We start from the raw sequence: 13,938 nt of genomic DNA, 5'->3' as shown, positions 1-13,938 counted from the left end.
CTAACTATTCTTGTACGAAATATTGATAAAAGTAAGGGATGGTTTCGATTCCTTTGTAGAAATTGAATAAACCATAGTGTTCATTTGGTGAGTGGATTACGTCAGAATCCAAGCCGAATCCCATCAATACAGATTTTGTACCTAATTCTTCTTCGAACAAGGCTACAATCGGTATAGAACCTCCACCACGTTCGGCAATGGCTTCTTTCTCGAACGTTTCACTCAAAGCTTTTTTTGCAGCTTTGAAGCCTTTGTGCGAGGTTGGTAATAGATAAGGTTTACCACCATGGTGTGGCATAACTTTTACTTCTACCGAGTTTGGTGCTAAGGTTGGGAAATAGTCGACAAATTTTTGGGTAATATCATCCGGATCCTGTCCTGGTACCAAGCGCATAGAAATTTTGGCATAGGCATGCGATGGAATAACTGTTTTGGCTCCCTTACCAATATAACCACCCCAAATACCGTTTACGTCTAACGTAGGTCGGGTAGATGCACGCTCTATTGTACTGAAACCTTCTTCACCTTGAATATCTTTTATTCCTATAGATTTTTTATAGTCTTCTACATCAAAAGGAATTTTGGCTAATTCTTCTCTTTCTTCTGCAGTAGGTTCGATAATATTATCATAAAACCCTGGAATTGTGATGTGTCCTTTATCGTCTATTAATTTGTCGATCATCGAACATAGAATGTTGATCGGATTGGGAACTGCTCCACCATACACCCCCGAATGCATATCTCGATCAGCACCTTTCACTTCGACTTCGATATACGATAAACCTCTTAAACCAACATTGATAGAAGGTTGATCGTTTGAAATGATAGAAGTGTCTGAAATTAGGATTACGTCATTCTTTAGTTTTTCTCGGTTATTTTTCACGTAATTCACCAAACTAGGCGAACCTACTTCTTCTTCGCCTTCGATCATGAATTTTATATTGCAAGGCAATTCATTTGCCGCTATCATGGCTTCGAATGCTTTTACATGCATAAAGAATTGTCCTTTATCATCAGCAGATCCGCGAGCAAAAATTGCACCTTCTGGGTGAATTGTTGTTTCTTTGATTACTGGCTCAAATGGTCCGGACTCCCATAACTCTATTGGGTCGGCAGGCTGTACATCATAATGCCCGTAGACCAAAACAGTTGGCAAAGCTGGATCGATAATTTTATCACCATACACTACAGGGAAACCTTCTGTTTCTTCGATACTAACATTATCTGCTCCTGCTTTGGTAAGAAAATCGGCAACTTTCTCTGCGGTATCGTATACGTCTTGTGTATATGCAGGATCTGCACTGATTGATGGGATTTTTAAAAGTTCAATTAATTCATCCAAAAAACGTTGTTTGTTTTCTTGTATAAATTGTTGTGTCTTGTCCATTTTTTATTTTTAATGAAATATTCGCCTAAAGTAATAATAAAACTTCGAAAAGTCTTCATTAATCCATTTTTTTTATCTTTGTGCAAATGATTTGAAACATGATTATATACAATACCACATTCTTTGTAGATGCTGCTGTAGAAGAAGAATGGCTAGAATGGTTTCAGAACGAACAGATTACAAATTACTTAGAAAAAAAACATTTTTCAGAAGGAAGGTTTGCCAAAGTTACCTCGCACGAACAAGATGGTACGGTCTCGTATGCTATGCAATTATTTTGTGAAAACCAAGAGAAATTAATGCAGTTTAGAAAAGATATATTGCCATATTTGCAAACAGAAAGTCTAAAGAAATTTGGTACGAAAGTACTTTCATTTGAAACTGAAATGTTGCACATAAAGGATTTCGGATCAAATTAATAACGTTGTAGCGATACCCTAAATAAGTTTAGGGTATTTTTTTGTTTACTTATTTTATATCCTACACTTTTTTCTAAACTTCTCTTAGAATCGCTTCTATTTCGTGGGCTTCTATCACATGAACTGCTGGCCATTTTTTTTGGGCTACAGTAAGCATTGCCTGTGCCAAACGATAGGTAGGAAGTGGTTTTTGTTTTTGCAGTAAACCGATGCGATTGATAAATTGCAACACATAAACCGCTAAGTTTTCTCCTTTTCGATCAGAGTTGGGGCGAACCAAAAGTGGAGGACGAACTATAATACATTGCTCAAACTTCAATTGCTCTACAGCTTTTTCTAGTTTACCTTTCATTTTCGAGTAAAAGAAAATCGAGTTTTCGTTGGCTCTACTGGCCGACACCAATACATATTTCGGTACCTTGTTTTCTTTGGCAATCCGAGCAAAGGTATACTGATAGTCAAAATCGATCGTCCATTGATTTTTTTTACTACCTGCTTTTTTCAGCGTGGTGCCCAATGCAGAAAACAGAACATCTCCCACAACCCATTGTTGCCATTTTTCGGGTTTCGAGAAGTCGATGCAATGAACGGTCAATTTAGGATGCACTTTAAACGTATTTTTTCGTACAAAAATAGTGATCGAAGAATACGCTGGATGTTCGAGAAGTTGTTGTACCAATTCTTTTCCTGTCGCGCCCGTAGCACCGATAATCAGAGCATTCATTGTTTTTTGTTTTATAAAATATAATCCTAAAGATACATCAATTTCTTTGATAATCGAACACTCAGGGGACATGGTTAATAAAGTATTCTTGGGATGTTGTTTAGAAGTATGTTCAACGAGCAGAATACCTTATGCATATTTGTGTATGAGCTAAAGTTGTTATTGTGTGCTATTTGTTTCAATGTGAGATTTCTGAATAGAATTGCAGCAAGTGCTTTCAGCATTCGCATTTTTACAACGTATTGGCTATAGGTACAATTGAAATAAAACTTAAAAGCATTCTGAACTTCGTAGATCGAGTATTATAATATAACCTATAACATATACGGTTTTGTTTGGTTGAAATTCTGAAACAAATGAATGCTAAAAAAGATTACTTTTGCGTTGGTTTTTCTATCGACTTTTCGCCACTAAGAAAATCATATGATATAGAAAATTGATGTTCAGAAATTTATAAATAAACAGGATAGAAATTTATGTTCAGACACAGCGGTAAAAAAAGAACTTTCAGACACAACATGCGTATTGCGTCTCTTTTATCTTTTGTAGCTGGAATTGTGAATGTTGCTGGTTTTTTATCGATACAACAGTTAACAACCAATGTAACGGGACATTTTGCGTTCTTTGTTGATGAGGTATTCCGTTGGAATTTTTGGGGAAGTTTAGTTTTCTTTCTTTATATTTTTTTCTTTTTGTTAGGCTCCTTCGTGTCGAATATGATTGTAGAAATTATATCTAAACTCAACGACAAGCCAAGTTATCGTACACCGATTATCATCGAAAGTATTATCTTATTATTGGTGGCTACTTTCGGTCAAAAAATAATTTACACTCATGCAGATTTCATCGCTTGTGTATTGCTTTTCACGATGGGTTTACAGAACTCATTGGTAACGAAAATCTCTAAAGCTACCGTTCGTACTACGCATCTTACCGGACTTTTTACCGATTTGGGCATCGAATTATCGCAGCTGTTTTTCTATAAATTACCCGAACAAAAAAAGAAGCTCTTGTCTTCTATCAAATTGCGTTTGACCATTATTAGCTTTTTCTTTTTAGGCGGATTTTTGGGTGGAATTTTGTATTCTTCGCTACAATTGAATATTTTGGCAATTGCCGCTGCTTTTTTACTATTCGGATTGATCTATGATGAGATTCGATTGAAAATTGCACGTTTCAATCATTAATGTTAATTGTTTTTGATCAACGAGTTTTTCTATATTTAAATTTTCAAACCATACTGTTTATTTTATGAAAATTGCTTATTCTAAAAAGAGACTTCTTATCAATGCATTTTTAGGCTTTTTTTGGGTGCTAATGGGAGCGATATATTTAATGACAAATGTTAATTTTTCTTGGTTGAGTTATTTAACGATCATTTTAGGATGTCTGTATATTTATTTGTTTGTACGAGATTATTACAAAAAATATATAGAAGTGAATGAGAATTCTTTGACAGTAAATACTTTCCCTGTTAAAACTATTCTTTTTAAGGATCTCATTAATGTATCATATTTTGCAGGTGAGTTTACATTCAAGACTGATAAAACTACAATTCGAATTAATAAAAATTTATTACAAAAAAGTCAACAAGTTTTTTTCGAAGAGTTTTTTCAAAACTTAAAAAATAGAATAGACTAATATTGAACCAAAACTTATTATTGTATCTATTTTTACCGCTTATTTATAGAAGTAAAGGCAGAATATTCGGCAAATTCTACCGAAAAGATTAACTTTACGTAATTAGAAAATTATCGATCAAAATAGATTACCATGAGAAAAAGATTAATTACTTTGTCTATCATGGCTTTAGCAATAAATTATTCTTGCTCTAGCTCGAAAAGTACAGTTAGTTTACCCATGACACAAAATGACGAAAAAATTGACGAAAAATACAAAGACAATCCGTTCTTTACCAAAAGCTCTTTACCGTATCAGGCACCGGATTTTGATAAAATAAAAGACGAACATTATCAACCTGCTTTCGATTTTGGATTGCAACAACAATTAGCAGAAATTGAGTTAATTACGAAAAATGCAGAAGCTGCAACCTTCGAAAATACAGTTTTGGCTTTAGAGAACAGCGGAAAAGTATTGAAGCGCGCACAGATTATATTTTATAACATGACAAGCGCGAATACGAATGATGCTTTGCAAGCTTTGCAAGAAAAATATGCACCGATTTTTGCGGCTCATTATGATAAAATTTATTTGAATGAAGATTTGTACAAGCGGATAAAAAGTGTTGATACGAAGAATCTAAATTCAGAAAGTAAGCGTTTGGTTGAGTATTATTTACAAAACTTCGAAATTGCGGGCGCCAATCTTTCTGTAGAAAATAAGACCAAGTTGAAAGAAATCAATCAACAATTGGCAAGTTTATCGACCCAATTTGGGAGCAAATTATTAGAAGCCAGAAAGAACGGTGCTGTTTTGTTTGATGATGTAAAAGAACTCGACGGACTTTCTGCAGATGATATTGCTGCAGCTGCGAATGATGCTAAAAAAGCTGGCTTTGACGGGAAATATCTCTTAGCCTTGCAAAATACTACCCAACAACCTTTGCTGCAAAACATGAAAAATAGAGCTTCTCGCGAAAAACTTTTCAAAGCATCGTGGACGCGTGCAGAAAAGGGGGATGCCAATGATACCCGAGAAACCATCGAGCAATTGGCCAAATTGCGTTTAGAAAAAGCTCAGTTGTTTGGTAAGAAAAACTTTGCCGAATGGAAACTGCAAGACCAAATGGCCAAAACGCCCGAAGCGGCTTTTGGTTTGATGAAACAATTGGCCAAACCTGCAGTAGAAACAGCCAAGAAAGAAGCCGCAGAAATTCAATCGTTGATCGATCAACAAAAAGGGAACTTCAAACTCGAGCCTTGGGATTGGAATTTCTATGCAGAACAAGTACGAAAAGCTAAATATGATTTGGATGAAAACGAGATAAAGCCTTATTTCGAATTGAAAACGGTTCTGGAAAAAGGAGTATTCTTTGCTGCTGAAAAATTCTACGGAATCACCTTCAAACAACGAACAGATTTGCCGGTTTATCATCCAGATGTTGTGGTTTACGAAGTGTTTGATCACGATGGAAAGTCGATGGCATTGTATTATCTAGACTTTTATACCCGTAACAATAAAAGTGGTGGTGCTTGGATGAATAATTTTGTGGAGCAGTCTCATTTATTAGGACAAAAACCAGTCATTACCAATGTATTCAATTATCAGAAACCGGCAGACGGAAAACCCTCGTTGATTTCTTTTGATGATGTAACCACGATGTTCCACGAATTCGGGCATACGTTGCATGGTTTGTTTGCAAATCAGGATTACGTATCTCTTTCAGGAACCAATGTTCCGCGAGATTTTGTTGAGTTTCCTTCTCAAATCAACGAACATTTTGCGTTAGAAGCAGAAGTATTGAAAAATTATGCAGTTCATTACCAAACGAAAAAAGTAATGCCACAAGCATTGGTTGATAAAATAAAAAAAGCATCTAATTTCAATCAAGGCTATGCGACAACCGAATTGGTAGCTGCTGCTTTGTTAGATATGACGTATCATACCGTAAGCAAAACTCAAGATTTTGCACCTGTTTTGGAATTCGAAAAACAAGCTTTATTGTCAAATGGTGTTGCATTATCACAAGTTCCGCCGCGTTATCATTCACCATATTTTGCACATGTCTGGGGAGGAGGTTATTCGGCCGCGTATTATGCTTATATTTGGTCGGAAACCTTGGATTCAGATGCTTGGGAATGGATAAAAGCTAATGGTGGAATGACCCGAGAAAATGGAGATCGATTCAGAAAATACATTCTTTCGATAGGGAATACGAAAGATTTGAATCGAACTTTTGAAGAATTTACTGGCCGGAAAGCAAGCATAGAGCCACTGCTAAGAACACGGGGATTCATCAAATAGAACAAAATAACCGATAAAAAAGCTATCATTTTTTGATGGCTTTTTTGTTTATACAACACAAAAAAACATGATTGGCAAGTTGTATATCCTAAATAGATGGTCTATTATCGCACAGAGTTTACAGAAATAGTAGTATCGAAATAATTGAGTAATTTTATAAAAAAATATTAAACCATGTACACCATTTTACACAATTCACGTTGCGGAAAAAGCAGAGAAGCAATGAAGATATTGGAAGAGTCGAACAAAGAATTTACGGTTAGAGAATACCTTAAAAACCCATTGAACAAGGAAGAAATTGTATCGATATTAGGAAAGTTGAACGTGAAGCCAATGGACATTATCAGAACCAATGAAGAGGAGTGGAAAACGAATTTCAGGGGAAAAGAGTTGAGTGATGAAGAGTTGATCGATGCGATGATTGCGTATCCTAAATTGATTCAACGGCCCATTGTTTTTGATGAAAAGAGTGGAGTAGTAGGAAGGCCAACAGAATTGGTAAAAGAATTTATCCAATAACCTATGGCTTGTAAAAATCCATCTAAAAATCGATAGGCTAAATTTATCATCATAATTATATAAAAACATTCTAAGGTAAGTTGGTTTGATAATTGATGGTTTGAATATAAAAACCTTTAAAAAAATGGAGAACAACAAAAAAATTAAACAACTTACCAAAAGTGTAATTGATAATCAGGACCAAGTTCTAACGACGAACGATGGTGTACCGATTTATGATAATAACAATACACTAAAAGCGGGTGATCGAGGACCTTCTTTACAACAGGATCATATTTTTTATGATAAATTAGGACATTTTGATCGAGAAAGAATCCCAGAAAGAGTCGTGCATGCAAGAGGAAGTGGTGCGCATGGTGTATTAGAAATTCATGAAGATATTTCAGAATTTACGTGTGCTAAGTTTTTACAGAAAGGAGTGAAAACACCATTATTTACTCGTTTTTCTACCGTAGCCGGTTTCAAAGGTTCTACCGATTTGGCTCGTGATGTTCGTGGTTTTTCTGTGAAATTCTATACCGAAGATGGCAATTTTGATTTGGTAGGAAATAATATTCCGGTATTTTTCATTCAAGATGCAATGAATTTTCCAGATCTTATACACGCTGTGAAACCAGAACCCGACAAAGAAATTCCACAAGCCGCTTCGGCGCACGATACTTTTTGGGATTTTGTATCGTTGATGCCAGAATCTGCTCATATGATTATGTGGGTGATGTCTGATCGAGCCATTCCTCGAAGCCTCAGAATGATGGAAGGTTTTGGGGTGCACACATTTAAGTTGGTGAACAAAGATGGGAAAGGAACTTTTGTGAAATTCCATTGGAAACCAAAATTGGGTGTACATTCTGTTGCTTGGAATGAAGCACAAAAAATATCTGGATACAATTCAGATTTTCATCGTCAAGATCTATGGGATGCAATCGAAAGTGGTAACTATCCGCAATGGGATTTGGGTGTACAATTGATTCCGGAAGAAGATGAATTCAACTACTCTTTTGATCTATTAGACGCAACCAAAATTGTTCCTGAAGAAGTAGTGCCGGTGAAAATTATTGGTACGATGACTCTAAATAAAAATCCGGATAATTTTTTTGCAGAAACAGAGCAGATTGCTTTTGATCCAGGTAGAATTGTTCCTGGCATCGATTTATCGGATGATCCTTTGTTACAAGGACGTGTTTTCTCGTATATGGATACACAAAATTATCGTCTTGGTGGGAATTTTCACGAAATTCCGATCAATAGATCTATCGTACAAAAGCATAACAATCAGAAGGATGGAAGTTCACGTATCGATATTCTGAAAGGTAATGTAAGTTATTTTCCGAATAGTAAAGCTTCAGGTTGTCCGTACCAAGCGATGTGGAAAGGTGAAGAAGGATTTGTTTCGCACAAACAAAAAGTAGATGGTGCGAAAGTTCGTGCAAGATCGGATTCTTTTGCTGATCATTTTTCACAAGCTACTTTATTTTATCGATCTCAGTCGGAAGAAGAGAAGCAACATATTATAAATGCTTTAAGTTTCGAGTTGAGTAAAGTAAATGATCCGAAAATTAGAGAACGTCAAGTTGCGATTTTATATCAAATTGATCCTACTTTAGCGCAAAAAGTTGGTGATAATTTACAAATAACTCCTCCGACCGAATTGGATGAGTTGACGTTGAAATTTGCTCGTCAGAACCATCCTAATTATCCTATCCAACCTAAAAAAGTTGAAGTAGAAAAATCGGCTGCACTTAGCATGAAAGTTGGCAAAGGAGAGGGAACGATTGCAACAAGAAAAGTAGCCTTTTTGGTTAGCGAAGGAGTTGAAAAACAAAGTATTGATGCGTTGAAAAATGCTTTAGAAAAACAAGGCGCAGAAGCGGTGCTGATCAGTACAAAAGTAGGTGATCTTACGTTGGATAATGGAGAAAAAGTAAATATAGAACATACGTATACAACGGACCCTTCGGTATGTTTTGATGCTGTTTATACTCCGGCAGGCGCTTCGGTTGACGTCTTAAAAAACAATGCAGATTATTATGAGTTTATCAATGATGCGTATAGACACTGTAAAGTTTTGGCTTTTGCGAAAGGCACTGAAAAGTTATTGGATAAATCTTTTGTAGAAAAAGATGCAGGTGTTTTCTTAGCCAATGAAAATGATCAGTGGGTCGATGGATTTATCGATATGTTGAAAAAACATAGAGTCTGGGAGCTAGAAGAAAGTAGAAAAGTTCCCTCATAAACTTGTACTACCGAATAATCGTCTAGATTGAAATGTAAAAAGGGAAAAGTTTTCAGGCTTATCCCTTTTTTGGTAATTGTTTCTCTGCAAATTGTTTAAGTTTTTGTAAACCTTTTCCTGTGCGATTATTTAATATGGCTATTCAGACAAAGCTTCATCAAATATATTATTAAGAATTAAAAATTAAGAACGAATAAAAAAAGCTCTGTAAAAATATACCTACAGAGCTTTTCATGATAAAAAAATTATGGTTTTGATGAAATTATTTTTTCATAAATTTTAGTGTAATAAATTGGTTGTCTTTTGTTTGAAGTTTTAGGATATACACACCTTTTGTAAGGGTTTGCACATCTATTTGCTTACCGTTGTATTTTTGTTTTCGAATTGTTCGTCCGGCAACATCTTTGATTTCGTAAGCAATAAGGTTTTGACTGTTTTCTAAGTTTAGGAAATCATTCGTTGGGTTTGGATAAACTTTTACTGATGAAGCGTAAAACTCGTTAGTATTTAGATTAGTTGTTACTTCTAATTTAAATGTCCCTTCTGTAAAATCGATAATAGAAGAAGAGCCAATATTGATGTAGTATTTTCTACCTTCTGTAGTGTTAAGTAAAGTAACAGTTTCTGGTTTAGAAAAGCTTTGATCGTCTACATTTGCCAAACAAGAGGTTTCGTCACAGCTACCTTCTTTTACTACTATTTGCGGATTCCAGAAAGATGTTGGCGTTACGGTAATGGTAATATCACTGCCGTTACCTTCTACTACATACCAAAGTCCATCATTCGCTACTCCTTGACCGTTACAATTTACGGGACCTTCTGAGTTCGATGCAAAACTTCCGTCGATGTCTTTAGAGAAGGGTAGGGTAGTGATTGATTCTGCTGTAGAACAATTGTCATTGGCCACAGGTGTACCTGTTGTGAAAGTTGTAATTTGACAGTTTTCTGCTTCACCTTCTGCATTTACCGGTGTTATTTGCACATAGTGCTTGGTATTTGGCTTCAGTTCATAGGTGAAAAAATAGTCAAGATAAGAGCCATTATCATATTTGTTGGCGATATTCCAGTTGCCTTGTTCATCACCTACAGAAACCAAATATTTTTCTGCTCCTGCTGCTGCATCATAAGCAATTTTTGGCAAGAAAATCTGGTTTGTAGCGCCGTCTACAGGGAGTATAGCTTTGGTACAGCTTGGTAGAGTAGATCCTCCTTCTAATCCATACAAAGTGATGTTTGGTAGAATGTCATATAATTTTCCTTCGCCCGGATTATTCGGATTAATTACGTTAGCATCTGATAATTCTCTACGGTATAATGATGAGTTATTAGCACTCAAAGTTCCTATAAATGCACTAGAAAAACTACCATATCCTTTCTTTTTTTCGTGAATAGTTACTACCAGATGGTCTATTCCGTTGTACGTAAACTCTTGATCGAAATTGATTTTTACCTTGTTATTTGCATCAATAACCAATGTACCCGAAAAAACTTTCGTCGATTCTGAATTAGGAGACCAATCGGTTGTCGAACCAAAACCATCTTCTTTTTTGTGCGACAAATAAACATCTACTTCATCAGAATTATTCAAGTTGCTACCTGCTTTCATGGTGTATTCTATCGCATTTATTTTACCAGAAACGCCTATTGCGCTTGCTTTATAAATAGACTGCGAGTAAGTATAATTGTAAGGAATAGAAATTGGCAGGTTGGTAGAATAGGTGTCATTTCCGATGTGGATTTGTCCTATTGCGAAAGTACCTAATAATAAGGCTAGAGAGTAAAAAAGTTTTTTCATTTTTTATTAAAGTTAATGGCTGCAAAAATAATATAATAATCAACGATAAGCCATTATATTCAGGAAAAATTTCAAGCATTTTGTCTTATGTTAGAATCGTATTCTACTAGATTGTTCTAAATGATTTATCTATTTCGGATATAAGAATACATCTTATCAAAAAAAAATAAATGATTAAATAAAGGTTGTAATTTGTTATTTTGCAGTTCTGTAAAAGTAAAATTTATACCATGAAAAGCTTCCTTTATCTTGCCAGTGCAATTTTGTTCGAAACCTTTGCCACTTCTATATTGAAGAAAACCGAAAATTTTACCAAGCCATTTCCGTCGGTTCTATTTGTTGTTTTTATGGGACTTTCATTTTATTTGCTTTCATTGGCACTCAAAGGGATTCCGATAGGTATTGCGTATGCAATTTGGTCTGCCGTAGGAATTATTTTCATTTCTTTGATTGGCTTTTTTGTCTACAAAGAAAAACTAGATTTCCCGGCTGTTTTGGGTATACTCTTCATCATCGTTGGTGTAGTCATCATCAATGTTTTCTCTGAAACCAATACTCATACTTAAAACAATAATTTGATACAAAATAGAGATTATTATCCTGTAATTCGAGGAATGCAAAAAGGAAATTCGTCTTTAGTGATTGATAAAAAAGCAAATAAATAGGGTCCGATTCAAAAAAAATAAAAAAAATTCCTAACGATTTAATTGCTAAATTAACCCAAAAATTTACGGTTAAAGATTGGATACAAATATATGGGCAAACACTGTAAAAAAAATAATGCCAATAAAAAACTTTAGACAATGAAAATTAAATTGTTGCGACTCAACGAGAAGAATAGATATTTACATATTTATAATCGTTTTTATTGCCAAAAAAATATTATTCCTATTGGCAGTGATTGTCATGCTGCGTATATTCTAAACGCTTTGAATTTAAGGAAACAATCGATTGTTTTTGATTGGCTTTTTTGCAATTCGAAAAAGGGAGTTGAATATGTCAATAAGATGATAGAAACAAATTTTTCTGATTTTTTATGCAATTTGACCAAGAACGAAAGACAACATATTATTTCTGAAAATTATCCTTATGTAGAGTTTTTTCATGAAAAGAATTTAATTGATTCCTCGACCGATCGTAATAAAATGAGCAAAAGAGGAAAAAGATTTCTAGAGGCAATTGAAAAAGAATCTTGTATTTTATTGTATGTTGCAAATTATGAGTTTTTTAAAAAAGAAAGCGATACCGATTATTTTATCGAAACTTTGCATCAATTGAACATATTAACTAAGAATGCACATTCCATAAAAATATTTATCAAATGCAATCAAAATGTAAATAATTTCGAGCAAATTAATTATTTTGTAAATTCTTGTAATGAACTAAAAAATGTTAAAGCTGTAAAATATTTTCTCGACACCCAAAAATATGGTGCTTGGGGGAATGTAAAAGATTATATACCTTTGTTAACAGCTTTAGAAATTCCGGTAAAAAAACACTTTCTACCAAAAGTTTTTATCAAATAAAAATATTCAATATAAATCTCGAGAGAAAAAAATATATATTTACGAAAGCACCCATATTTTGGTGGGTACTTATGGATTCATTTAAAGAAAAGCCATGGAGCAGCTACAGAAAACATATTATGATTTTTTGATAGAAATTATAACGTATATTGTGATAATAGTATCGGTTGTTTTTTTATTTATTAATTATCAACAATTACCAACAACAATTCCGATTCATTTCAATGCGCGTGGTGAAGTTGATGGTGTTGGAGAAAAATACACGCTCTATATTTTGGTGTTGATACAAATTATTCTTTTTATTGGTCTCAATTTTCTGAGTAAAAAACCGCATCTCTATAATTATCCTGTACCATTACCGACGATAATAAAGCACAACAATATCAATTGGCAAGTCGTTTTATTCGGGTGCTTAACCTGTTTATTAGTTTTATTTTTTTCTTGCTAATTTATGAGACTATTTCAGTTGCTTTAGAGAAATCGAACGGTTTGGGAGAGTGGTTTTTACCGCTATTTCTTGGCCTCACCTTCGTACCGACTTTGGTATATTTGGTGCGAGCCAGTAAAATTAAATAAACTTAATCCATAAAATACATTTGCACCTCAAGCGAAGGAAAAATATCTAAAAAGATAATATAAAATAAATATCAACTGCTAGAGTAATAAAATAACAGTGGTAGGACAATTGAACGCATATTTGTTTTATCAAGTAAATCTTTGTATCTTAGCAAAAGATGTATACTGCTACATGAAGATAGTTTTATCAATATCTCAATTTTTGTGTTGTGCAAAAAGTCTCGTTTCTTCTTTGGCTTATTTGCATGATGATTCTTATATACGAAACTCGAAAGAGTTTATCAACTAAGCCCTGCTAAGATCTAAAAAGCAGGGAAAAACAGCTTACGAAATTTAACGTTTAACATATATCATCGTTCTTCTTTTTCGATTCTATAAAGCTAATTAATTTACTACATGCATTTATAGGAAAAAAAGAAGAACACTATTACAAAAAAAAATTATGGAGTACAATGTAGTTTTTACGACGGGGATCAGTGATATGATCAGAGAGCACTTGAGGAGGAAACTAGTAAACCCACAAGTAGAGAATTTATTAACCGAAGAAATCAGAAACATGGAGTTGGTTTCTCGAAAAGAATTACCTGCAGATATAGTAAATATCAACCGAAAAGTACGCGTAAAAAATCACACAAAAGGGACTGAACAAGATTATATTTTCTTGTCGAGTAACTTCCGTGAAAAGCCAAAGAAAAATAAATATTCTATTCTTTCTTCAATGGCATTGGCTACACTTGGGCGCAAAACAGGAGATCGCTTTACTTGGCCGTTTGATGAAGGAGAAATGGATATAGAAATTCTAAGTGTAGAAGATTATTCAAACCCTAACTAATTT

14 protein-coding genes are annotated in these 13,938 nt (G+C 34.3%); 10 read left to right on the top strand and 4 right to left on the bottom strand.

The window, feature by feature from the left end:
• Positions 1–4 precede the first annotated feature (4 nt).
• Positions 5–1,387, bottom strand: a complete 1,383-nt coding sequence (locus WEEVI_RS10575) for a dipeptidase (protein WP_013599122.1) — start codon at positions 1,385–1,387, stop codon at positions 5–7.
• Positions 1,388–1,485: 98 nt separating this feature from the next.
• Here WEEVI_RS10575 and WEEVI_RS10570 point away from each other — a divergent pair, with 98 nt between their 5' ends.
• The gene (locus WEEVI_RS10570) at positions 1,486–1,806 is read left to right on the top strand and encodes a DUF4286 family protein (protein ID WP_013599121.1); all 321 of its coding nucleotides are present in this window, start codon (positions 1,486–1,488) and stop codon (positions 1,804–1,806) included.
• A 73-nt stretch (positions 1,807–1,879) separates the two neighbouring features.
• On the opposite strand, the gene WEEVI_RS10565 is transcribed toward WEEVI_RS10570, so the two are convergent.
• On the bottom strand, positions 1,880–2,602 hold the full coding sequence (locus WEEVI_RS10565) for an NAD(P)H-binding protein (protein WP_232013445.1): 723 nt from the start codon (positions 2,600–2,602) through the stop codon (positions 1,880–1,882).
• 2 nt (positions 2,603–2,604) lie between these two features.
• Positions 2,605–2,826: a helix-turn-helix transcriptional regulator gene (locus WEEVI_RS11660; RefSeq protein ID WP_375596891.1), complete on the bottom strand. Its 222-nt coding sequence runs from the start codon at positions 2,824–2,826 to the stop codon at positions 2,605–2,607.
• A 180-nt stretch (positions 2,827–3,006) separates the two neighbouring features.
• On the opposite strand from WEEVI_RS11660, the gene WEEVI_RS10560 reads away from it, so the two are divergent.
• The 5 genes from WEEVI_RS10560 (at position 3,007) to WEEVI_RS10540 (ending at position 9,206) form a co-directional block, all read left to right on the top strand.
• Positions 3,007–3,717 (top strand): YoaK family protein, encoded by a 711-nt coding sequence (locus tag WEEVI_RS10560; protein WP_013599119.1) that lies wholly within the window; start codon positions 3,007–3,009, stop codon positions 3,715–3,717.
• 64 nt (positions 3,718–3,781) lie between these two features.
• Positions 3,782–4,171 (top strand): hypothetical protein, encoded by a 390-nt coding sequence (locus WEEVI_RS10555; protein WP_013599118.1) that lies wholly within the window; start codon positions 3,782–3,784, stop codon positions 4,169–4,171.
• A 219-nt stretch (positions 4,172–4,390) separates the two neighbouring features.
• Positions 4,391–6,454 carry a M3 family metallopeptidase gene (locus WEEVI_RS10550; protein WP_232013449.1) on the top strand — a complete coding sequence of 688 codons (2,064 nt, stop codon included), beginning with the start codon at positions 4,391–4,393 and terminating at the stop codon, positions 6,452–6,454.
• A gap of 174 nt (positions 6,455–6,628) precedes the next feature.
• Positions 6,629–6,973, top strand: coding sequence for an arsenate reductase family protein (locus WEEVI_RS10545; RefSeq protein WP_013599116.1), 345 nt, complete (start codon positions 6,629–6,631; stop codon positions 6,971–6,973).
• A gap of 124 nt (positions 6,974–7,097) precedes the next feature.
• Complete coding sequence (locus WEEVI_RS10540; protein ID WP_013599115.1) at positions 7,098–9,206, top strand: catalase; 2,109 nt, start codon at positions 7,098–7,100, stop codon at positions 9,204–9,206.
• A gap of 262 nt (positions 9,207–9,468) precedes the next feature.
• Here the strand turns inward: WEEVI_RS10540 and WEEVI_RS10535 are convergent, their stop codons facing one another.
• Positions 9,469–11,001 carry a T9SS type A sorting domain-containing protein gene (locus WEEVI_RS10535; protein WP_013599114.1) on the bottom strand — a complete coding sequence of 511 codons (1,533 nt, stop codon included), beginning with the start codon at positions 10,999–11,001 and terminating at the stop codon, positions 9,469–9,471.
• A gap of 230 nt (positions 11,002–11,231) precedes the next feature.
• Here WEEVI_RS10535 and WEEVI_RS10530 point away from each other — a divergent pair, with 230 nt between their 5' ends.
• The 4 genes from WEEVI_RS10530 to WEEVI_RS10515 all read left to right on the top strand — a co-directional run bounded on the left by WEEVI_RS10530 (position 11,232) and on the right by WEEVI_RS10515 (position 13,935).
• Complete coding sequence (locus WEEVI_RS10530) at positions 11,232–11,567, top strand: DMT family transporter (protein WP_013599113.1); 336 nt, start codon at positions 11,232–11,234, stop codon at positions 11,565–11,567.
• A 237-nt stretch (positions 11,568–11,804) separates the two neighbouring features.
• Entirely contained in the window at positions 11,805–12,527 is a 723-nt protein-coding gene (locus tag WEEVI_RS10525) for a DUF1796 family putative cysteine peptidase (RefSeq protein WP_013599112.1), read from the top strand.
• Positions 12,528–12,621: 94 nt separating this feature from the next.
• Entirely contained in the window at positions 12,622–12,975 is a 354-nt protein-coding gene (locus WEEVI_RS10520; protein WP_013599111.1) for a DUF1648 domain-containing protein, read from the top strand.
• 570 nt (positions 12,976–13,545) lie between these two features.
• Positions 13,546–13,935, top strand: a complete 390-nt coding sequence (locus WEEVI_RS10515) for a GreA/GreB family elongation factor (RefSeq protein WP_013599110.1) — start codon at positions 13,546–13,548, stop codon at positions 13,933–13,935.
• Positions 13,936–13,938 lie beyond the last annotated feature (3 nt).

Origin of the sequence: Weeksella virosa DSM 16922 (genome assembly GCF_000189415.1) — a bacterium.
GTDB lineage: Bacteria > Bacteroidota > Bacteroidia > Flavobacteriales > Weeksellaceae > Weeksella > Weeksella virosa.
The sequence above is the reverse complement of the archived record's forward strand: the minus strand, read 5'-3'. Positions and strand labels throughout refer to the sequence as shown.